At 70.5% G+C, this 21,399-nt stretch carries 17 protein-coding genes; 3 read left to right on the top strand and 14 right to left on the bottom strand.

Annotated features, from left to right (window positions below):
* Positions 1 to 3 precede the first annotated feature (3 nt).
* Positions 4 to 1,626 (bottom strand): methyl-accepting chemotaxis protein, encoded by a 1,623-nt coding sequence (locus N5D30_RS04690; protein ID WP_220815389.1) that lies wholly within the window; start codon positions 1,624 to 1,626, stop codon positions 4 to 6.
* A 240-nt stretch (positions 1,627 to 1,866) separates the two neighbouring features.
* Between N5D30_RS04690 and N5D30_RS04695 the strand changes: the two genes are divergently transcribed.
* Complete coding sequence (locus tag N5D30_RS04695) at positions 1,867 to 3,546, top strand: ABC transporter substrate-binding protein (protein WP_347881199.1); 1,680 nt, start codon at positions 1,867 to 1,869, stop codon at positions 3,544 to 3,546.
* Positions 3,533 to 4,243, top strand: a complete 711-nt coding sequence (locus tag N5D30_RS04700; protein ID WP_279907901.1) for a transporter substrate-binding domain-containing protein — start codon at positions 3,533 to 3,535, stop codon at positions 4,241 to 4,243. The genes N5D30_RS04695 and N5D30_RS04700 overlap by 14 nt, the downstream gene beginning before the upstream one ends.
* Before the next feature lie 4 nt (positions 4,244 to 4,247).
* Here N5D30_RS04700 and N5D30_RS04705 read toward each other — a convergent pair whose 3' ends face one another.
* The 4 genes from N5D30_RS04705 to N5D30_RS04720 form a co-directional block, all read right to left on the bottom strand.
* Entirely contained in the window at positions 4,248 to 5,336 is a 1,089-nt protein-coding gene (locus N5D30_RS04705; protein WP_279907903.1) for a M14 family metallopeptidase, read from the bottom strand.
* A gap of 143 nt (positions 5,337 to 5,479) precedes the next feature.
* Complete coding sequence (locus N5D30_RS04710; RefSeq protein ID WP_279907905.1) at positions 5,480 to 6,949, bottom strand: CapA family protein; 1,470 nt, start codon at positions 6,947 to 6,949, stop codon at positions 5,480 to 5,482.
* A gap of 15 nt (positions 6,950 to 6,964) precedes the next feature.
* Positions 6,965 to 8,257 carry an MFS transporter gene (locus N5D30_RS04715; protein WP_279901746.1) on the bottom strand — a complete coding sequence of 431 codons (1,293 nt, stop codon included), beginning with the start codon at positions 8,255 to 8,257 and terminating at the stop codon, positions 6,965 to 6,967.
* Between the two features lie 3 nt (positions 8,258 to 8,260).
* The gene (locus N5D30_RS04720) at positions 8,261 to 8,410 is read right to left on the bottom strand and encodes a hypothetical protein (RefSeq protein WP_279907906.1); all 150 of its coding nucleotides are present in this window, start codon (positions 8,408 to 8,410) and stop codon (positions 8,261 to 8,263) included.
* 50 nt (positions 8,411 to 8,460) lie between these two features.
* Between N5D30_RS04720 and N5D30_RS04725 the strand changes: the two genes are divergently transcribed.
* Positions 8,461 to 8,928, top strand: coding sequence for an OsmC family protein (locus N5D30_RS04725; RefSeq protein WP_279901747.1), 468 nt, complete (start codon positions 8,461 to 8,463; stop codon positions 8,926 to 8,928).
* 35 nt (positions 8,929 to 8,963) lie between these two features.
* On the opposite strand, the gene N5D30_RS04730 is transcribed toward N5D30_RS04725, so the two are convergent.
* From N5D30_RS04730 to N5D30_RS04770, 9 genes are all read right to left on the bottom strand, one after another.
* On the bottom strand, positions 8,964 to 9,872 hold the full coding sequence (locus tag N5D30_RS04730; RefSeq protein ID WP_220815396.1) for a LysR substrate-binding domain-containing protein: 909 nt from the start codon (positions 9,870 to 9,872) through the stop codon (positions 8,964 to 8,966).
* A gap of 127 nt (positions 9,873 to 9,999) precedes the next feature.
* Positions 10,000 to 11,373 carry a DUF1329 domain-containing protein gene (locus N5D30_RS04735; protein WP_279907908.1) on the bottom strand — a complete coding sequence of 458 codons (1,374 nt, stop codon included), beginning with the start codon at positions 11,371 to 11,373 and terminating at the stop codon, positions 10,000 to 10,002.
* A gap of 11 nt (positions 11,374 to 11,384) precedes the next feature.
* Positions 11,385 to 13,169, bottom strand: a complete 1,785-nt coding sequence (locus N5D30_RS04740) for a DUF1302 domain-containing protein (RefSeq protein ID WP_279907910.1) — start codon at positions 13,167 to 13,169, stop codon at positions 11,385 to 11,387.
* 398 nt (positions 13,170 to 13,567) lie between these two features.
* The gene (locus N5D30_RS04745; protein ID WP_279907912.1) at positions 13,568 to 15,511 is read right to left on the bottom strand and encodes an ABC transporter permease; all 1,944 of its coding nucleotides are present in this window, start codon (positions 15,509 to 15,511) and stop codon (positions 13,568 to 13,570) included.
* The gene (locus tag N5D30_RS04750; RefSeq protein ID WP_279907913.1) at positions 15,508 to 16,647 is read right to left on the bottom strand and encodes an efflux RND transporter periplasmic adaptor subunit; all 1,140 of its coding nucleotides are present in this window, start codon (positions 16,645 to 16,647) and stop codon (positions 15,508 to 15,510) included. The genes N5D30_RS04745 and N5D30_RS04750 overlap by 4 nt, the downstream gene beginning before the upstream one ends.
* Positions 16,644 to 16,976, bottom strand: coding sequence for a DUF3325 domain-containing protein (locus N5D30_RS04755; RefSeq protein WP_279907914.1), 333 nt, complete (start codon positions 16,974 to 16,976; stop codon positions 16,644 to 16,646). The genes N5D30_RS04750 and N5D30_RS04755 overlap by 4 nt, the downstream gene beginning before the upstream one ends.
* Positions 16,973 to 18,553 carry a PepSY-associated TM helix domain-containing protein gene (locus tag N5D30_RS04760; protein WP_279907916.1) on the bottom strand — a complete coding sequence of 527 codons (1,581 nt, stop codon included), beginning with the start codon at positions 18,551 to 18,553 and terminating at the stop codon, positions 16,973 to 16,975. Before N5D30_RS04760 ends, N5D30_RS04755 begins: the two co-directional genes overlap by 4 nt.
* Complete coding sequence (locus N5D30_RS04765) at positions 18,550 to 18,825, bottom strand: DUF3649 domain-containing protein (RefSeq protein ID WP_279907918.1); 276 nt, start codon at positions 18,823 to 18,825, stop codon at positions 18,550 to 18,552. The genes N5D30_RS04760 and N5D30_RS04765 overlap by 4 nt, the downstream gene beginning before the upstream one ends.
* Positions 18,825 to 21,377: a TonB-dependent siderophore receptor gene (locus tag N5D30_RS04770; protein ID WP_279907920.1), complete on the bottom strand. Its 2,553-nt coding sequence runs from the start codon at positions 21,375 to 21,377 to the stop codon at positions 18,825 to 18,827. Before N5D30_RS04770 ends, N5D30_RS04765 begins: the two co-directional genes overlap by 1 nt.
* Positions 21,378 to 21,399: the final 22 nt, after the last annotated feature.

A 21,399-nucleotide genomic window follows, 5' to 3' on the forward strand; every position in this document is an offset into this window, starting at 1 on the left:
GGGTTATACACGGAATTGGGCCGTCGCCGCGCGCAGGTGGTCTCCGGTGCTGACCAGCTGCTCGCCGAGGCGTGCGGTGGCGTCGGCGCCATGGGCGGTTGCTTGTGCGTCCTGCTGCAACACTTGGGTGTCTTGCTGAATCGAACTGGACAGGCCGATCTGCTCCTGGGTGAGCTGGGCGATGCCGGCGTTCAGTTCGTCGATCTGGCCCACCGCCGTGGCGATGGTCTCGAGCATGTGGGTGGCTTCCACCGAGCGTTCGATGCTGGCCTGGGCCTTGTCGCCGTTGGCGGTCATCACGTCGAGCACGCCGTTGGCGCTGTTCTGCAGGCGCTGGATGATCTGCTGGATCTCGGCGGTGGAGGCGGCGGTCTTCTGCGCCAGGTTGCGCACCTCGTCGGCGACCACGGCGAAGCCGCGGCCCTGCTCACCGGCGCGGGCCGCCTCGATGGCGGCGTTGAGGGCGAGCAGGTTGGTCTGTTCGGCGATGCTGCGGATCACGGTGAGCACCGAGCCGACCTGCTGGGTTTCTTCCTCCAGTTGCTGCATGGCCTGGACGGCGCCGAGCACGCTGCTGCCGAGGTCGCTGATGCTGCCGGACAGCGCGCCGATGCTGGTGCGCGCGGCCACCGCCTGGCGCGAGGCGTCGCCGGCGCCCTGGGAGGCCTGCTGGGAGCGCTGGGCCACTTCCTGGATGCTGCTGGTCATGGTCTGGATGTCGCGGCCGATGGAATCGGTGTGGCCCTGCTGCGACTTGGCGTTCTCTTCCGCCTCCTGGGTCAGCCGGTACAGCTCCTTGGACATCTGCCCCAGCGGGCTGGCGGCGTCGATGATCTGGCGGATGGTGTTCTGCAGCTTGTCGAGGAAGCCGTTGAACAGCTGGATCATTTCGCCGATCTCGTCGCGCGAGTCGACGTTGACCCGGCGGGTCAGGTCGCCGTCGCCCTTGGCGATGGCCTGCAGCGATTCGATCACGCCATGCACGTTGCCCATGATGCCGCGGATGATCAGCCAGGCGCCGAGGCCGACCAGGGCCACCAGCAGCGCGGTGAGGATGAAGCCGACGCGGGTGGTGTCGGCGTTGTCGGTGCGGGCCTGGGCCAGGGTGTCCTGGAAGTCTTTATAGGTGTGGGCGCGGAACACCGAGCCGAGGTCCTGGGCGGTCTTCAGGTCGCTGGCCATGCGGTCCAGGCTCGGGCGCAGGTCGTCGAAGCCGGCGCTGCCCTTGATCAGCTGCTCGGAGGCGGACAGGGCGTTGTCGGCGTAGCGGCCGATGGCGGCGCGCCACTGCTCCAGCTCGTTGGTGCGCTCGGCGTTGGCGCGGGTCAGCGGCTGCAGGGCCTGCTGCATGCTGGCGATCTCGCCGAGCACCTGGCGCGCCTCGCCCAGAGTCTCCAGCTCGCCGGCGGCCACCGCGCTGTTGAGCAGGCCGGGCAGGCGGGAGAACTGGAAGATCACCGCGTCTGCCTTCTCCAGCGACGGGAAGCTGTGGGTCTCCAGCGTGACCAGGCGCTTGTCGTTGGCCGAGAGCTGGATCGAGGTGTACCCGACGAACAGCAGCAGGCCGAGCAGGGCGACAGCTGGCAGCAGTGACAACTTCAGGGTCAGCGACAGATTCTTCAACATGGCAGATACCCAATTCGGGGGCGCAGAAGTGTACAGAAAGCCGATTAGTGGCTAAAGGCCATTTGTCGGTCATCCCGTGACCATAAGTGCGGTTATTGTGTTGTCGCTATGTCGGCCATCCCTCTTATTTCTATAGCTGCATATCGTAGGAATTGCCTGTTTTCTGTCGTTCTCCCGATGGTGGCGATATGCCCCTCGGCTCGCCTAGACTCGGTGCATAACTATAAGAAGGAGCCACCGATGCGCGCTGCGATCTTGCTCGGCCTGATGCTGAGCGCGGCCACGCACGCCGCCGACCCGGTGACGGAGGTCATGGCCGCGCTGCAGCCCAGTTCCCTGGGCGCCGCGGAGCAGCGTGCCGAGCTGGCCTGGTTCGCCGAGGCCGGCGAACCGTTCCGTGGCGTGCAGGTGCGGGTGATCGCCGAGCGCATTCCCACCCACTGGTACGAGGCCAACGTGCTGGCCCCGCTGTTCACCCGCCTGACCGGCATCCGCGTGATCCACGAGATCAGCGGCGAGGACGACGTGGTCAACAAGCTGCGCACCCAGCAGGAGACCGGCCTGCCGCTCTACGATGCCTATGTCAGCGACAGCGACCTGCTCGGCCAGCACTTCCGTGGCGGCCAGGTGCTGGTGCTGTCCGACTTCATGACCGGCGAAGGCGCCGTGGTGACGTCGCCGACCCTGGCCCTCGACGATTTCATCGGGCTGCCCTTCGTCACCGCGCCGGACGGCAAGCTGTACCAGCTGCCGGACCAGCAGTTCGCCAACCTCTACTGGTACCGCCGCGACTGGTTCGAGCGCCCGGCGCTGCGCAAGGCGTTCCGCGAGCGTTATGGCTACGAGCTGGACGTGCCGCAGAACTGGTCGGCCTACGAGGACATCGCCGCGTTCTTCACCGAGCAGGTGGGCGAGATCGACGGCCAGCGGGTCTACGGCCACATGGACTATGGCGGCTTCGATCCGTCCATCGGCTGGCGCCTGTCCGACGCCTGGCTGGGCATGGCCGGGGTGGGCGACCCCGGGTTGCCCAACGGCTTGCCGGTGGACGACTGGGGCATCCGCGTCGAGGGTTGCCGCCCGGCCGGCGCCAGCGTCGCCCGGGGCGGCGCGCTGGACAGCCCGGCGGCGGTCTACGCCGTCCGCCAGTATGTCGACTGGCTGCGCCGCTACGCCCCGCCGGAGGCGCAGCAAATGAGCTTCAACCAGGCCGGCAGCGTCGCCGCCCAGGGCCACGTGGCGCAGCAGGTGTTCTGGTACACCGCCTTCACCGCCGACTACATCAGGCCGGGCAGCGCCGTGGTGGATGCCGAGGGCCGGCCGAAGTGGCGAGTCGCGCCGTCGCCGCGCGGCGCCTACTGGCGCGACGGGATGAAGTCCGGCTACCAGGACGTCGGCGCCTGGACCCTGCTCGAAGCGACGCCGCTGCGCCAGCGCCAGGCGGCCTGGCTGTACGCCCAGTTCGTCACCTCGCGCAGCGTGTCGCTGCGCAAGACCCTGGTGGGGCTGACGCCGATCCGCCGCTCCGACATGGAGTCACCCGCCATGCAGGCCGAGGCACCGCGTCTCGGCGGGCTGGTGGAGTTCTATCGCAGCCCGGCGGCGCGGCGCTGGACGCCCACCGGCGCCAACGTGCCGGACTACAGCGGCATGGCCAGCCTGTGGTGGCGGCAGCTGCATCCGGTGGTGGCGGGCCGGCTCGGCGCGGACCAGGCCCTGGGCAACCTGGCTCGGATTTTCGACCAGCATCTGCAGGCGCTCGGCCAAAGCCAGCGGCACCCCTGTGCGCCCCGGCTCAATGCGCCGCGCGCGGCGGACGAGTGGCTGGCGCGCCCCGGTGCGCCCTGGCCGAAGCTGGACAACGAACGCCCGCCCGGGCGCACCCAGACGTACGAGGAGGCCCTGCGTGCGTGGGATTAGCCTGTTGTTGCTGAGCCTGCTCGGCTGGCCGCTGGCGGCGGCCGAACTGCAGCTGTACGCCTGGGAGCGCGCCCCGCTGGTGCAGCAGCGCCCGGACGGCGGGGCGGCCGGCCTGGTGCCGGAGCTGGCCGACGAGCTGTTCCGGCGGGCCGGCATCGGCTACCGGCTGAGCTTCCTGCCGTTGCAGCGGGCCCTGCACCAGGTCCAGCAACAGCCACGCAGCTGCGTACTGCTGGTGGAGCGCCAGCAGGAGCGCGAGCCGCATTTCGGCTGGGTCGGCCCCTTGCTGGTGTCGCGCCTGGGGCTGTACGCCAAGGCCGACGACGATCTGCAACTGGCCAGCCTGGAGCAGGTACGCGGCCTGCGCGTGCTCAGCCACCAGGGCTCCGGGGCCGGCGAATACCTGCAGAGCACCGGCGTCGCGGTGATCTACTCGAACAAGGAGTCGCTCAACCTGAGCATGCTGCAGCGCAGCCGCGCGCGGCTGTGGGCGACCAGTTCGGCGGTGGCCGACTCGCTGGCGGCCAGGCCGCCGCCGCGCGAGGTGCTGCCCTTCCTCACCCTGATGGAGGACATCGCCTGCCACCCGGAGATGGACCCCGCCGAGCTGCGACGCCTGCAGCGCGAGCTGTGGCAGATGTATCGCGAAGGCTGGGTGCAGGCCCTGTACCGCCGCCACGGCATGAGCCTGCGCTAGCGGTTCAGTCCGGCAGCGGGGTTGAGAGGCCGTCCAGGGTCTGTTCCAGCACCTCGCGGGCCTGTTCCAGGACTTGCCGCTTCCAGTCGTCGGCGTCCACGTAGAAGGCGTCGCGCAGCTGGCGGCCGATGCGCTCGCGCTGGGCCGCGCTGGCCTGCGGGTTGCGGTGCAGCCAGTGGTCGGCGCGCAGCGCGTTGAGCACCTTCAGCCCCGGCAGGGTGCCGTATTCCAGGGTCAGGCCGTTGTATTCGGCCTGGCCGCATTCGCTCATCGCCGCATGATCCTGGGTGCCGTCGAGGGCGGCGGAGGTGGAGCTACCGTCCAGGCTGCTGGTCACCTGGTCGCCCCACCAGGCCTTGGCCCGGCGCATGGCCAGCGGCGTGTCGTGGCCCTTGTAGATGCGCTCGCCGAAGCCGCGCGGGCCGAGGCCGGTGTGCACGTCGATCCAGCCGATGCGCCGGCATTCGCGGCCGTGCCGGCGCAGCACGCGGCGCAGGATGATGTTGCTCCAGGTCGGCGCGGTGCCGGTGAAGAACATACCCCGGGGGTCGCTGTGCTGGCCGCGGGAGATGGCGCCCTGCAGCGTCATGCGCCCGCACAGGGCGTGGCCGATCAGGCCCAGGGTGGTCGCCAGGGTCGGCGGTTCGCGGCGGGGCAGCAGCAGGTGGGCGATGCGCTGGTAGCCGGGGTTGTCCGGCAGCGGCTGGGTGAAGTCGAGAAAGTTGCGGTTGAGGTCGACGTTGTCCTCGTTCACCCGGCGCAGCCAGGAGAAGCCGTGGGGGTTGAGGGCGTGGATGAACAGCACGGCCAGGTCGTCGCGCCGGCAGCGCTCCATCCAGGCGGCATCGCGCAGGCGGTCGATCTGCACGGCCGAGCCGCAGAAGCCCTCCACACCGTGGCAGCCGCTGCTCAGCACCAGCAGGTTGGCGGCGTCCGGCGCGCCCAGGCGGGCCACGTCCATCGCCAGCTGCTCGCGGTCGCGTCCCCGCAGGGGGTGGATGTGCGACTCGACGGCCAGGCCGTTGGCGGTGCAGGCGTCGAGGAATTTCTGCCGGGCTTCGGCGTAGCGCTGGGCGAAACAGGTCAGGTCCATGGCGTTTCCGTGTGGTGAGGGCGCCCGCAAGGTTTCGCGGGCACGGCCGGGCCCTCGGCGCGGGCTCGTGGCCTGTGCCGGGCGTCGGCGGTAAGGATTAGGAGGGAGCGGCGGCCTCGAGGGCCGCCGGCGTCAGGTGGCCGTCATGGGGCGATCACCACGCGGCCGAGGCTGCTGCGGCGCTCGCCGAGCTGCACGGTGTCGATCTCGATGAGCGTGCCGAACTCGGCGGACAGCTCGCGCAGGCGCTCGAGGATGCGCCGCGCCTGCTGCCGGTTGTCGGCCGTGTCGAGGGCCAGGCGCGGGATGCCGCGCTCGGCGTCGCGGCCGGCGAAGCCCAGTTCGATCGGGTGCAGCAGCAGTTCGCGCAGGGTGCCGTCGGCCTTGAAGCGGCATTCGGCGACCACGCTCTCGAACCAGATCGGTTCGCTGAAGATGCCGACCACGCGCTTCCATTCGAGGAACTCGGCCGGGGTCGACACGCGCGGGTCGGTGATGCCCCTGGGCCCGGCGATGGCTTCGGCGGCGGCCCACTCCGGCTCTTCCCACTCGTCGCGGGCGACCACCTGCTGGCTGTTGTCCATGAAGCAGAAGTTGCCCAGGGAGTACAGCAGCGGCTTGCCGCGGTAGATCTCGATGCCGCGCAGCTGGTGCGGGCCGTGGCCGCAGAGCATGTCGGCGCCGTCGTCGATCAGCTGGCGGGCCAGGGCCGGCAGGTAGTTCGGCACCTCGGTGGTGAAGTTGTCCGGCTCGTGGGTGTGCTGGGCGACGATGGCGAAGTCGCTGGTCTGCTTGGCCTGGCGCAGGTTGTGGACGATCCCGGTCTGGTCGCGCTTGTCGCATTCGTAGTGGATGCGCAGCGAGCCGGGGGCGGCGTTCGGGTCGATCCGGTAGTGCAGGGCCATGCCCAGGTGCAGGCTGTGCTCGCCGTACAGGGCCTTGAGCAGGTAGTGGTCTTGGAACGGTTCGTGGGCGTTGAGGCGCTTGAGCACGGCGAAGTCTTCGGCGCTCACCAGGCGATGCGCCGTGGTGCGCAGCGGGTTGAGGCCCGGGCGCGGCGGCACCACGCCGAGGCCGTCGTTGGCCGGCGCGTTGGCCTCGAAGGTGGTGGCGTAGGCGATCAGCGACACCCGCGCCCTAGCGGTGTCGAGAAAGGCCGGCGCGCGCGCCGCGGACAGGCTGGCGCCGGTGCCGGCGTGGGCGATGCCGGCCTCGTCGAGCAGCCGGTCGGTCATGCGCAGGCCAGCCGCGCCCCAGTCCAGCGCGTGGTTGTTGGCGCGAGCCATCAGGTTGAAGCCGAGGGCGGCCAGGTCGGCCGGCGCGTCGGCATCGCTGATCAGCCAGGCGAAGCCGGACTGGGCCTCGGGGTGGCCGTCGTAGGTGCGCAGGTCGATGGCCGAGCCTTCGTAGTTGCCCACCACCACGTCGCCGCGGCGCAGGATGTCCAGCAGCTCGGGCGATTTGCGCGCCAGTTTGGCGCGGATGGCGTGGGTGATGATGATGTCGCCGACGGCGACCACGCAGAAGCCGTCTTCCACGTCGGCGTTGCGCCAGGTCGGCTGCAGTTCCAGGGATTCGGGGCGTTGCTGCGGGGCTTTGACTCGTTGGTGCATGGAGCGGATTCCTGATCAGGCCTGGCTGGCGGCCGGCGCGTTGACGGATTCGGGGATGGCGCGGGCGGCCAGGTCGGCGCGGCTGCGCTCCGGGTCGACCAGGCGCAGGGCGAGCAGGCCGCCGGCGAGCAGGGCCAGGCCGAACAGGCCGACGGCCAGTTCGAAACCGCGCACCAGGTCGCCGCCCTGCCAGCCGATGGCCTGGCCGACCACGTGCGGGGCGAGCATGCCGGCGCTGGTCATCAGGCCGATGTGGATGGCCAGCATGCTGCCGCGCTGCCGGGGCGGGGCGATGTAGGCGACGATGGAGTTGGCGAAGGCCGGCAGCAGGTTCACCACCACGCCGCCGACCAGGTACAGCGCCAGGGTCAGGTGCAGGCCCTGGTCGAAGAAGCCCATCAGGCTCATGGCCAGGCCGCCGACCAGGCAGGCCAGCGCCGGCGGCAGGGCCATGGCCAGGCGCACGCTGGCGCCGCGCTTCAGGGCGCGCTGCGACAGGCCGGAGACGCCCAGGTTGAGCAGGATCACGCCGAGGGTGGCGGCCATCACCACGTAGCCGGACTGCATCGGCGTCATGCCCAGGCCCTTCTGCAGGTAGGTCGGCACCCAGCTGTAGATCAGCGCGGTGGGCAGGTAGGAGCAGAAGCCGGCCAGGGTGATGAAGACGAAGGTGCGGTTGAGCAGCAGGTGGCGGTAGGGCGTGGTGGCGCCGCCGGTCTCGCCGGCCGCGTCGTCGTGCCGGCCCTCGCGGCCGACCGCCAGCCACAGCCCCAGCCAGAGCAGACCGATGCCGGCCAGGATCAGGTAGCCGACGCGCCAGCCCAGGTGCTGGATCAGCAGCGGCAGGGACAGAGCGCCGGCGATGGCGCCGAGCATGATCGCCACCTGGATCAGCGCCGAGGGCAGCACCCGCTCGCGCGGCGCGTACCACTTGAAGCAGGCGTGCTGGGTCACCGCCGTGCCCGGGCCGCAGCCGGCGCCGAGCAGCATGCGGCTGGCGACCAGGGCGAAGAAGCTGGTGGACAGCGCGGTGAGCAGCTGGGCGGCCATCCACACCAGCGACATGCCGGAAAGAATCCAGCGGCTCGGCAGGCGGTTGGCGAGGAAACCCACCAGCACGCCGGAGACGGAATAGAGGAAGAAGAAGGCGCTGCCGATGAAGCCGAACTGCTCGGGGGTGAGCTGCAGCTCGTCGATGATCTGCGGGCCGGCGAAGGCGAAGATGGTCTTGTCCAGCACGCTGATGACCATCACCGCCATCAGCATGGCGACGATCAGGCCGCGTCGGTCGTGGGCGGGAAGCGGCATGGCTCAGGCCTCGCGCGGGCGGGGCGTGGCCAGGCGCCGGCGGCGCTGGGCGAGGGGCTGCGGGGTCGGCTGCATCTGTCGTGGTCCTTGTACTTCCCGGATGCCGTGCAGCATGCCGCAGCGGGCCGCCGCTGGATAATCACCTCTGCGCATGTGTATCGGCTTTGGTTATGCTGGCCCGCCGCCTGGTTCGGAGAACTGCGATGGCGCTCTACACCGCCGAAATCCTCTGGTCGCGCGGCGACCAGGACTTCCTCGACAACCGCTACAGCCGTGGCCACCTGTGGCGCTTCGACGGCGGCGTGGAAGTGCCGGCCTCGTCCTCGCCCCACGTGGTGCCGCTGCCCGGCTCGCGCGAGGACGCGGTGGACCCGGAGGAAGCCTTCGTCGCCGCGCTGTCCAGCTGCCACATGCTCTGGTTCCTCTCGCTCGCCGCCCGCGACGGCTGGCGGGTGGACGACTACCGCGACACGGCCGAGGGGCGGATGGGCCGGAACGCCGAGGGCCGCCTGGCGATGACCCGCGTCACCCTGCGCCCGGCAGTGACCTTCGCCGGCGCCGCGCCCAGCCGCGAGCAACTCGATGCGCTGCACCACGCCGCGCACGAGGAGTGCTTCATCGCCAGTTCGGTGAAGACCGAGGTGCGCTGCGAGCCGCACTACGTCCCCTGATCCCCGCAGGGTGCGCCGTGCGCACCAGCGCCGCATCAGGCCTGCGGCGCGTGCGGGCTCTTGTAGGCGTACACCAGCTCGTCGGAGAGGGCCTTGGCCTCGCGGGTCATCAGTTCCTGGTCGCGGCAGACCAGGGAGATGTTCATCGGCGGTATCTGCTCGGCCAGGTCGAGCACTTCCAGCGCCTGGCCGAGGGTCTGCACGCGCTCCAGCAGGCGCTGCGACCAGTAGCTGATGGCGTCGGTGTTGAGCGCCAGTTCGGAGAACAGCACCACCGAGGCGCACTCGATGATCCGCTCCGGCGGCTCGACCCGGTAGTGGTCGAACATCAGGCCGACCCGTGATTGTTCCAGCGAATCCTGCAGCAGCCATTCGTGCTCGCGCAGCTCCGCCAGCGAGCGGCGCGCGCCGCCCAGCGGATGGCCCTTGCGCACCGCCAGCACGGTGGGCTGGGCGTACAGCTCGGTCCAGTGGAAGCCGTAGCTGTTGCGGATCGCCGGCTGCGAGGTCAGCACCAGGTCGAGCTGGCCCTCGCGCAGGCCCTCCATCAGCTTGGACGGGCGCAGTTCGTGGATCTGCACCCGCACCTGCGGGTAGCGCTTGCGGTAGCGGTTGAGGCTGGCGACGAACTGGGCGCCGGGGGTGACCGGCGACACGCCGATGGCCACCTTGCCGTCCATGGTGCCCTTGAGGGTCTCGATCTCCTCGCGGGCGCGGCGCACTTCCTCGAGGATCAGGCGGGCGCGGCGCACCAGGCGCTCGCCGTACTCGGTGACGGTGATGCCGCGGTTGGAGCGGATCAGCAGCGGCACGCCGAGCTCGGCCTCCAGCTCCTTGATGCCCTTGGACAGGGCCGGCTGGGAGATGTGCAGCAGGCGCGAGGCCTCCTGGATGCTGCCACTCTCGCTGATCGCGAGCATGGCGCGGAGTTGGTGCAGCTTCATGGGCGACGCCAGGATAGCGGTGGGTGAAGCCTTGAATGTAAAGCAAAACGCGGACACCGGCAGTGCTCCGGGTCAATGGCGGGGAAAACGCCGGCAGCCCGCGGGCCGCCGGCGTGGCGAGTGGCGCTCAACGGATGCCGGAAGCGCGCAGGGCTCCGGGAGTGAACTGCTTGCGGCTGTAGCGGACGTCGAACTGGTAGGCGTTCTTCTCCTCGTTGTACAGCGCGTTCACCGCGTAGCGGCCGGACAGCACGTCGTAGTGGGTCTCGGCGTTGAACAGCGGAATCTGCTGGTCGTAGAAGAAGCTGGCGTGGCCCTCGGAGACGCGCCACAGCTGGCCGCGCCCGTCGTAGGCGTCGGCCTCGGCGGCCTGCCAGCTGTCCTCGTCGATGAACAGGTCGCGGCGCGAGTAGACGTGGCGCTGGCCCGGCTTGAGGGTGGCGCTCAGGTGCCACACGCGGTGCAGCTCGTAGCGGGTGTGCGCGGGGTCGAGGTGGCCGGGCTTGATGAGGTCGGCGTATTTCAGGTCCGGCGAGGCCAGCTTGTAGCTGTTGTAGGGGATGTACATCTCCTTCTTGCCCACCAGTTGCCAGTCGAAGCGGTCCGGCGCGCCGTTGAACATGTCGAAGTCGTCCAGGGTGCGCATGCCCTCGGCGCCGGGGCTGTCGTAGGCGATCTGCGGGGCGCGGCGCACGCGGCGCTGGCCGGCGTTGTACTGCCAGGCCATGCGCGGTTCCTTGACCTGGTTGATGGTCTCGTGGACCAGCAGCACGCCGCCGGCCAGGCGCGCCGGGGAGAGGAACTCTTCGCGGTAGAAGTAGAGGATGTTGGTCATCTCCTGCGGCGCGTAGTCGCTGAGGCCGACCGGGTAGGCCAGTTGCTGCTTGATCAGGCTCGGGGTGAAGGCGCCGTTGGCCTGGGGCGAGGCCTGCACCACCATGCGCTGGAAGGCCAGGCCGCGGTAGCGGCCGATGTGGTTCCAGATCACCTCCAGGCCGTTCTGCGGGATGGCGAACGGCAGGCCGCCGCTGCGGTAGTTGTGCAGGCCGTTGCCGCCCTCGGCCAGCTGGGTGTCGGCGGCGTTCTGGCGAGTGGTGTCGAGGTAGCTCTGGGGCAGGCCGACCGAGCGCCGGGTCGGGTAGACCGGGATGCGGTAGGTCTGCGGGTAGCGCTTGAACAGGGCGAGCTGGCCGGGGGTCAGCTTGTCGCGGTACTGCTCGACGTTGGCGGCGGTGATGGTGAACAGCGGCTGGTCGGCGGCGAACGGGTCGGCGAGGAAGCCGTTGGCGTCGCGTTGGCCGGCGTCCCTGGCCAGGCCGCCGGTCCATTCCGGGATGCTGCCGTCGGCGTTGCCGGCGCGTTCGGCGCCGACCGGGGTCAGGTCCTGGTCCAGGCGGGCGATCTGCTCGGCCGGCACCGCGGCCAGCGCCTGGCCGGCGAGCAGGCCGAGGCCGAGCGCGCCGGCGCGCAGCAGTTGCGTGGGGATCGGGGAATACGTCATGTGCATAGACCTCAGAAGCTCATGCCGACGCTGAAGGCGAGGAAGTCGCGGTCGGTGTTGGTGTTGAAGTCGCCGCCGAAGTAGTTGGTGTAACTCAGGCTGGCGGTGTAGGTGGACAGGTAGTCGGCGTCCAGGCCGAGGCTCACCGACTTGTTGCCCTCGGTGAAGGTCGGCCCGAAGCCTTCCACGTCGTGGGCGAAGGCCAGGTTGGGCTTGAGGTTGACCCCGGCGATGGCGTCGTTGAACTCCAGTTGCGTGCGCAGGCGGTAGCCCCAGGAGTTGCGGGTGTAGAAGCCCTTGCCGGTGCACTGGTCCGGGTTGGTCGTGTTGAGCAGCGCGGTGCACAGGCCATTGCCGGTCATGCCCAGGGCGGCGGCGGAATCCGGCAGGCGGCCGTTGCCGAACACGCTGCTGCGGCCGAAGCGCAGGTCGGAGCCGTCGCTGGAGCCGAGGCGGCCGATGTGGCTGTAGCCCACCTCGCCGACCAGCACCAGGCGGTCGCCGCCGAGCACCTGATCGAAGGTGCGCACGGCGCTGACCTGGGCCTGGGTGAAGGGCATGCGCTTGTAGCCCTGCACCAGGCTGCCGGTCTCGGTGCCGGCCCAGCCGGTGTCGAAGATCGCCAGGCCGTCGATGCCCAGCGCGCCGACCAGGCCGCCGACGCTGGCGGCGGTGGACACGTCGGTGCCGTTGAGCGACAGCGGCATGTTCGGCCGGTGGCTGATCTCGCCGGACAGGGCGGTGCCGTCCGGCGTGGTGGTGGCGAAGCTGAGGCCATACAGGCGGATGTCTTCCGGGTACTGCAGGTAGTAGCGCGCGCTGGCCGGGCCGGGGGCGCCGGTGACGGCGCTGAAGTCGGCGTTGCCCACCTGCCACATGCTTTCCGGCGTGCGGCTGTGGTAGTTCAGGGCGTAGACGCCGAACTCGGTGTCGTTCAGCGCCGGCACCAGCCAGCGCAGGGCGACGCCGAACTGGCCGCCGTCGCGGGCCTCGCGGTCGTCCAGGCGCGGCACCCAGCCGTACACCGCCGGGTCGCGGTTCCGGTCGCTGCCGAAGGTGGTCATGCCGTACTCGCAGCCCTTGGCGGCGGTGTCGGTGCCGAAGAAGGTGCCGCAGTTGTCGAGCACGGTCTTCTCCCATTCCAGCTGGTAGAAGGCCTCGACGGACAGGTTCTCGGTCAGCCCCTGGGTGACATAGAGCATGTTCACCGGGATCAGGCCTTCCTTGATCTCCGAGCCGGGGCGGCGGAAGGCCGCCACGTCGGCCGGGTTGATCGCGTTGATGCTGTTGCCGATGAAGGTGCTCTCGCCCCAGCTCACCACCTGCTTGCCGGCGCGCACGCTGCCGGGCAGGTCGCCGATCAGGTAGTTGTGGTAGACGAAGGCGTCCAGCAGTTCGAAGCCGGACGCCTGGGCGGCGTTGTCGCGGCCGCCGTCGTCGATGTCGTAGAGCAGGCGGTGCTCGTCCTTCAGCTCGAAGTCGTACCAGTACTTGCCGCGCAGGAACACGCCGCTCTCGCCGTAGCGCAGCTGCAGGTCGTGGACGCCCTTGAAGATCTTCGAGAAGGTCTCGCCCTTCTTGAAGTTCAGCCGCCCGTCGTCGCTGGTGCGGGTCGAGGCGCTGCCGCCGTTGGCCTTGCCGACGAATTTGGCGTCCGCGTCGTCCAGGGCCCAGCTGGCGCCGATGGACAGGGAGGAATCGATCTGCCCCTCGATGGGGCCGATGTTGAAGCTGGCGGCCTGTGCCGGCAGCGCGCTCGCCAGCGCCACGGCCAGTGCCAGGGTGTGGGGAGGCATGGTCCCCGCGCCTGTTGTTGTTCTTTTCATGCTGCTCTCCCGCTGTTCAAAGAAGGCCCGCGGCTCGGCCGCACGGCGCATCGCTTCTTTGCAGCCTGCTGACAGGTGCCGGGGCATCCTAGGTAAGCCCCGCGCCGCTGACTTCTGAAAAATCCTCATGCCCATAGCCAAAGGTGAGGGTGGCGGCGCGGGCGGAGCGGCGTGAGGCGCGGTGGGGCCGGGAAAGCCCCGTGGTTGGCGGGCCGCGCGACTTGGCCGCGGATAACCCGGGGTTATCCCGATAAGCAGTGGGTTGTGGCTGCCCCGTTCGCGGGCATGTGGGCATGCCCCGTCGGGCGTTGCGCGCAAGCCCCCGGCGGCAACGTGTGGGTGACGCCGTGCCGTGGCGCCGCGCAGTTCTATTCCCCCGCCAGCGCCACCACCGGGTCGAGCCTGGCCGCCTGGCGCGCGGGCATGAAGCCGGACAGGAAGCCGGTCGCCAGCGCACAGGCGAAAGCCAGCGCGGCCGCCCATGCCGACAGGCCGATCGGCACGCCGGCCAGGCCGAGCCCGCCCGCGGCGGCGGTGCCGAGCAGCAGCCCGGCCACGCCGCCGGCCAGCGACACCAGCACCGACTCGGTGATGAACTGGCCGAAGATGTCGCGCTGGCGCGCGCCCACGGCCAGGCGGATGCCAATCTCGCGGGTGCGCTCCTTGACCGCCATCAGCATCACGTTCATCACGCCGATGCCGCCGACCACCAGCGACACCGCCGCGATCAGCCCCAGCATCAGGGTCATGCTGCGCTGCGCCGCCATCTCGACGTTGAGCTGCGCGGCGGCGTTGCCGATGGCGAAGTCCTCGCGCCCGCCGTGGCGCGCCAGCAGCAGCGCGCGGATGGCCTGCTCCGTGGCGCCCACCGCCGCGGACGACGGCGCCTCGACCACCAGGTGCTGGGGATGCTCGTGGTGCATCACGCGGCTCATCGCCGTGTGGTAGGGCACGAAGACGTCGTCGTCCTTGCTGCCGCCGGCGCTGTCGGCGCCCTGCGCGGTCATCACGCCGATCACCTCGAACGGCGCATCGCCGATCAGTACCTGCCGGCCGATGGGGTCGGCCACGCCGGGCATCAGCAGGGCCAGCCGCTCGCTGCCCAGCACCACCACCGGCGCCAGCGCGGCGCCCTCGGCGGCGTGATGGAAACGGCCCTGGGCCATGGGCCAGCGGTGGATCAGTGGCATCGCCTCGGTGGTGGCGGTCACCCACACCGACTGGCTGACGTTGCCGTGGCGCAGCAGGTGCTCGCCGCCGACCACCGGCATGGCTCGGCGCACCTGGGGCAGCGCCTCGATGGCCGCCAGGTCGTCCAGGCTGATGCGCCCCGGCGGGCCGCCGTCGGCCGGCTCGCTGGCGCTGACGTACAGGGTGGCCGTGCCCAGCGAGCCCAGTTCGGCCATGACCTTGCGCCGGGCGCCCTCGCCGATGGAGAACATCACGATGACCGAGGCCACGCCGATGACGATGCCCAGCAGGGTCAGCGCGGTGCGCAGGCGCTGCGCCCGCATCACCCGCCAGGCCGAGCGCAGCGCCTCGCCCAGGCCGCCGAGCAGGGAACCCGTGCCGGGCGCGGCGGCGCGCGCCATGTCCGGCGGCGGCAGGGGGCGTGGCGACGGCTGCCCGCCACGGTCGGCGGTGATGGCGCCGTCCCTGATCTCGACCACCCGGGGCGCATGGGCGGCGACCTCGAGGTCGTGGGTGATCAGGACGATGGTGTGGCCCGCGGCGTGCAGCTCCTTCAGCAGGGCCAGCACCTCGCCGCCGCTGGCGCGGTCCAGCGCGCCGGTGGGCTCGTCGGCGAGGATGATGCGCCCGCCGTTCATCAGCGCCCGGGCGATCGAGACGCGCTGCTGCTGGCCACCGGACAGCTGCGTCGGCCGGTGCGCGCTGCGCTCGCCCAGGCCGAGGCGGCCCAGCAGCCCGGCTGCGCGGCGCTGGCGGTCGGCGGCGGCTTGGCTGGCGTAGACGGCGGGCAGCTCGACGTTCTCGCGCGCGGTCTCGCCGGGCAGCAGGTGGTAGCCCTGGAAGACGAAACCGAACGCCTCGCGGCGCAGCCAGGCGAGCTGGTCGGCGTCGAGCGTGGCCACGTCGTGCCCGGCGAAGCGGTAGCGGCCGGCGCTGGGCCGGTCGAGGCAGCCCAGCAGGTGCATCAGGGTGGACTTGCCCGAGCCGGACGGGCCGACGATGGCGACGAACTCGCCGGCGCGGATGGCCAGGTCGACGCCGCGCAGCACCTCGGCCACGGGGCGGTCGCCGCCGCCATGGCGCTTGCCCACGCCGATCAGTTCGAGCAGCGGCGGGGTCATGGCGCGTCGGTCGTGGCCAGGACCAGGCGCTCGCCGACGTCGAGGCCGGCGACCACCTGCGCGTGGCGCCGGTCGCGCACCCCGAGCGTCACGCGGCGCTCGACCGGCCGGCCGCGCGCATCGAGCACGCGCGCGGTGAAGTGGTCCGCCTGGCCGGGCAGCGGGGTGAGCGCCGCCAGCGGCACCAGCGGCACGTCCCGGGCCGCCGCGGTGACGAAGGCTACCTGCGCGCTCATTGCCGGCTTCAGCGCGCCGTCGGCGTTGTCCACCTCGAACAGCACCGGGTAGCTCACGGCCGTGCTGGTCACCGGCGCGCCATCGGTGCGTTTCGGCGGTGCGGGCAGCACCTGGCGTACCGTGCCCTGCCAGCGCCGGGCGTCGTTGCCCAGCCGCACGAAGGAGGCGGCCATGCCCGCCTGTACGTGGCCGATGTCGGCCTCGGCCACGCTCACGCGCACGGTCATGCGCGACAGGTCGGCGATCGACAGCAGCGGTGGGGTCTGGTACTCGGCGTTGAGCGTCTGCCCCGCCCTGGCCTCGACCGAGATCACCGTGCCGGCGATCGGCGCGTGGACGCGGGTGTAGCCCAGCAGTGCCTCGTCGCCCTTGAGTTCGGAGGCGACCTGCCAGAGCTGGGCCTCGAACGCCGCGATGCGCGCCTGGGCCGAGCGCATCGCGGCCTGGGCCACCTCCACGTCTTCCAGGCGGGTCGCATCCTGGCGTTGCAGCAGGCGTTGGCGTGCCAGTTGCTGGCGCGCCAGGTCGGTCTGCGCCTGCTGGTCGGCGAGCTGGGCGCGCAGCGCGGCCAGGCGTGCCCGGCCGGCTTCCACCGTCGCCTGGTGCAGGGAGGCGTCGATCTCGGCGAGCAGCTGGCCCTGCCGCACCGTATCGCCGGGCTGCACCAGTAGCCGCACGATCTGGCCTGAGACCTGCACGCCGACCTCCACCTCGGTGATCGGCTCCAGCCGACCCAGGGCATGCACCGTGGCCTGGATGTCGCCGCGGGTGATCGCCTGCGTCTCGTGGCGCGCGCCGCCGTCGCCGAGCCAGGGCCAGGCGGCGCCCAGCAGGGCGAGCCCGGCCAGCATCGACGTGGCGAGCGCGAGCACCCGCCGGGAGCGGGGCGGGCGCGTCACTTCGCGGTTCTCTGCCGCGCCGGGCGGGCCGGCTTGCCCGAGCCGGTCGCCCGGGCGCGCAGGGTGATGGCCAGCACCAGCGTGATGGCCGGCAGCGAGATCAGCGCGCCCCACAGCAGCAGGCCGGTCAGCGCGCCCCAGCGGGCAACCATCGGCAGCGCGCTCGCCATCAGCAGCAGCCAGCCCGCGACGCGCAGGAGGCGCCCGCTGCGCGCGGCGAAGGTACGCCCGGCCAGGTCGCGCTGGTGCCGATCCATGGCCGCCGCCAGCGCCAGCAGGCCGGCGAACGACAGCGCGAGGGCGCAGAGCAGTTCCCAGGACGGCGTCATGTGGCTTTCCTCGCCATGCGCAGGGTCATCGCTGCCAGCAGCGTGCCCACCACCAGGCTGACCAGCTCGACCGCGAACATCTGCCAGCGGCCCTGCCCGGCGTAGCGGCCGAACCAGTCGCCGGTGGTCGCCAGGTTGAGCAGCGGCAGCGTCAGGCAGAGCAGGGCGGCCAGCCCGAACTGCTCGACCCAGGCGCGCCGCCCGGGCCGCGACAGCGCGTGCAGCAGGGTGGCCGCCCAGACCAGCAGGAAGACGCGGATCTCGGTTTCCGGCCGCTCCGGCAGGTCGAGCGGAAGCAGACGGTTGCCCCACAGGTAGGCGATCGAGGCCAGGCAGATGCCGGCGACGCAGGCGACGTTCAGCGCCTCGATCAGCCGGTACATCTGCGGGGTGGCCCGGCCAAACTCGTTGCCGCTGCGCTGCCGGCGCTTGACGGTGAACAGCACCAGCCCGGAGGCGATCATCACGCAGCCGACGACGCCGCAGAGGAACCACAGCCAGCTCGCCGTCCAGCCGCCAAAGCGGGCTTCGTGCAGGTTGATCAGCACGCCGCGCGTGTGCTCGGCCTCGGTGCGCGGATAGCGGGCTTCCTCGCGCAGGTGCGGCGGCTCGCCGACGATCTGGAAGGTGGCCGCGCGGGGGCGCGGCAGCGTCTGTGCCTCGGCCGCCGCCATGCCGAGCCACAGCCGGTAACCGCCGTCGTCGTCCGCCTGGCGGGTCATCCAGGCCAGCGGCTGCCCGCTCCGCGCCTGGGCCTGCGCCACCAGCGGCAGCAGCGCGTCGGGCGCCAGCCCGGCGGCGGGCTGTGCCTGTGGCAGCCCTTGCTGGCGCTGGGCCTCGGCGCGCTCGGCATCCCAGTAGGGGCTGCTCAGTTGCAGCTCGGCCCCGAGGCCACCGGGCATGCCGTAGTGGTAGAGGATGGAGCCGGGCATCCATACGTTCTGGAAGATCACCAGGCCGGTGTAGACGATCATCAGCTGGAACGGCAGCGACAGCACCGAGGCGACGTTGTGGCCGTCGAGCCAGCTGCGCTGCCCCTTGCCCAGCCGCAGGGTGAAGAAGTCCTTGAAGATGCGTTTGTGGACGATGATGCCGCTGACCAGCACCACCAGGGTGGCGATGCTGACGACCCCCACCAGCACGATCCCGCCCATGCCGGCGTGCAGGCTGTAGTGGAAGCCGACGAAGTGCCAGCCACCCGCGGTTTCTCGGGGTTTGTGCCGCGCCTCGGCGGGGATTTCGCGGCCGCTGGAAGGGTCGAGCTGGCGCTCATGCTCCACGTCATCGGCGTCGTGCCATTCGACCTCCACGCGCGCGGGCGCGAGGACGATGCTCCACTCTGCCACGTCGCCCGCCTCGCGCTGCAGGTAGCGCAGGGCGAAGCCCAGCGCCTGCTCGCTCTGCGCGGTGGACAGCGTGCCCTGGGACGCAGGCGGTCCGCCGCGCATCCACTGGCTGATCGGCGCGCTGAACACGCAGATCGTCCCGGCCACGAAGATCACCATCAGCAGCCAGCCGAACACCAGGCCGCTCCAGGTGTGCAGGCCGGAGAGGGATTGCCGGAAGCCCGTGCTCATGGCATGTCTCCCAGCAGCAGGACCACCGCCAGCGGTGGCAGCGAGGCCAGGGCGAGGCCGGCCCATGCGCGCGTGGCGCTGCGCGCCGCGAACACCCAGACCGCCGCCGCCGTCCACACGGCGAAGCCGCCGAGCGTGGCCCACAGCACCGCCTGCACCCGGCTACCGGGCAGCAGCAGGGGCAGGGCGATGATGACCGCCGAGGTGAAGCCGAAACCGCCGACGATGGCCGCCACGATGCGCGACAGCACCGGCATGGGGGCGGCCGCCATCAGAAGCTGTACTTGGCGGTCAGCATGAACTTGCGCGGCTCGCCGTACAGCGCGTTGCCGCCGCTGGTGGGGATGATCCGGTAGTAGGTCTTGTCGAACAGGTTGGTGACGTTCAGCTGCACGTCCAGGTGCTCGTCGTGCTGGTAGCCGACCATCGCGTCGGCGATCGCATACCCGCCCTGGTTGAAGCGGTAGGCCTGGCCGCGCAGGGTGCCTTCGTCGTAGACGCCGTTCTGCCAGCGCAGGTTGCCGCCGATGCGCCACTGGTCGCCTGGCAGTCGGTAGCTGGTGAACAGCTTGAGCTGCTGGGTCGGCATGTTGGTGTTGCGCTTGGTGCCGATCCTGCTGGGGTTGGCGTCCTTGCGGATTTCCGAGCTGGCGTAGGTGTAGCCGCCGCCCAGCTGCCAGTTCGAGGTCACCGCGCCCTGGGCCTCCAGCTCGTAGCCCTCGCTGCGTACCAGGCCGGCCGCTTCGTGGCAGGTCCGGGTCGGGTAGAAGGGGCAGCTGGTCGGCTGGTCGTCCAGAGCCATGCCCAGGTTTTCCTGGTCGATGCGGAACACCGAGGCGTTGGCGTTGAGCGCGCCGTCGAAGTATTCGCCCTTGATGCCGATCTCGTAGTTCTTGCCGACCACCGGCTCGATGAACTTGTCGGAGGCGTCGCGCAGGTTCTGCGGCTTGAAGATGTCGGTGTAGCTGACATAGACCGAGTGCTGCGCATCCAGGTCGTAAACCAGGCCGGCGTACTTGGTCAGGTGGCGGTCGTAGCTGTAGCCGCTCGCCGTGGGCAGCCAGTCGCCGGTCGTCGGAACGATATAGCGACCCGTGGATTCCTGCTCGAACCAGTCGAGCCGCGCGCCGAGGATGAGCTTGAGTGGGTCGGCGAGGTTCAGCCGGGTGGTGACGTAGTAGCCGTGCTGGCGCTCATCGTTGTCGAAGTCATGGTCGTGGTGGTCGTCGAAGCCACCGGGCCAGACCGCGTCGTGGCTCCAGTTGTCGAAGTCGATGCCGGTTGCCAGGGTGGGCGCCAGCGCCCAGTAGCCACCGGTGCGGCCCTCGTTGTCGACGGTGCGATAGCTGGCGCCGAGTACCAGCTCGTGCTTGCGGCCCAGCAGCTCGAACGGGCCCTGGGCGCTCAGGTCGTAGCTGACCCTGTCGTTGTCGCTCTTCGAACTCCAGCCGACCAGTCGCGGCTGAAGGGTCGCGTCATAGCCGGCACTGCTGGCGCGGGCGTCGGTTTCCGCCCATATCCAGTTGGCGGACAGGTTGACCTTCCAGTCGTTGGCGAAGCGATGCTCCAGGCTGGCGAAGACGTTGGTGTTGAGGATGTCCCAGAAATCCCCCTTGTTGCCGAGGAAGGTCGAGCGCGACAGTTTCATGTCCCGGCCGTAGGGATCGGACGGCAAGCCGCTCCAGGTCATGATGTCGTTATTCTTCTGATGGGACAGACCCAGGGTCAGCAGGGTGTCTTCGCTCAGATCGGCTTCGCCGACGAAGTAGTAGAGCTGCCGTTTTTCCTCGGCGACGTCCTGGAAGCTGTCGCTGTCGCGCCCCGAGACCACCATGCGGCCGCGCAGGGTGCCGGCCTCGTTGACCGGGCCGGACACGTCGGTCTGGAGACCGTAGTGATCCCAGCTGCCCACCTGGCCCTGGAGACTGGCCTGGAAGTCACGGGTCGGGCGCTTGCGCACGAAGTTGATCGCGGCGGATGGCGTGCCCGTGCCCTGGGTCAGGCCGGCCGAGCCGCGCACGACTTCGACCCGGTCATACATGGCCAGGTCGTTCAGCAGCAGCTGGCCATAGAACACCGAGGTAGGCAGGCCGTCGAAGGTGTAGTTTTCCACTTGGAAGCCGCGCGAGAAATAGATTTCCCGGCCAGGGCCGCTGTTGGAGTGGGCGACGATGCCGGGGGTGTTGACCAGCGCGTCGCTGACCTTGGCCATGGCCTGGTCGTCCATGCGCTGGCGGGTGATGACGGTCACCGACTGCGGCGTCTCGCGGATCGACAGCGGCAACTTGGTCGCGGTGTTCATGCTGCCGGTGGTGTAGGAGCCGCTGCCTTCGGTGGTGCCGGTGACCAGCGCCACGCCCGTCACGCTGGTAGGAGCCAGGGTGGTGGCGCCGTCACCGCTCGTCGCCTGATGCAGCGAGTAGCCGCCGTTGCCGGTGCTCACCAGCTGGTAGCCGCTGCCGGCGAGCAGGCGCTCGAAGCCCTCGTGCACGCTGTAGCTGCCCTGCAGGCCGTTGCTGCTCAGGCCGTCCAGCATGCGCGGGTCGAACACCAGTTGCACGCCCGAGGCGGCGGCGAACTGCGCCAGCGCGTCGCTCAGGCTTCCGGCGGGGATGGTGTATTCGCGGCTGGCGGCGCTGGTGGGGTCGGCGGCCAGCGCGTGGCCCGGGGCAAGCGTGGCGGCGCCCGCCAGGCCGGTCAGCGCGCAGCCGATGGCGAACGCCAGCAGGTGGGGCCGGCAGGTCGGCGAGGCTTCGCCGCGGACAACGGTGGAGGGTGCGAGAGCCGCTGTGCGGGCCGGTTGCCGTGGAAGCCTGAAGACCATGCCGAATACCTTTTCGTCGATG

It is taken from the genome of Pseudomonas sp. GD03875 (assembly GCF_029840585.1).
Taxonomy (GTDB): Bacteria; Pseudomonadota; Gammaproteobacteria; order Pseudomonadales; family Pseudomonadaceae; genus Aquipseudomonas; species Aquipseudomonas paralcaligenes.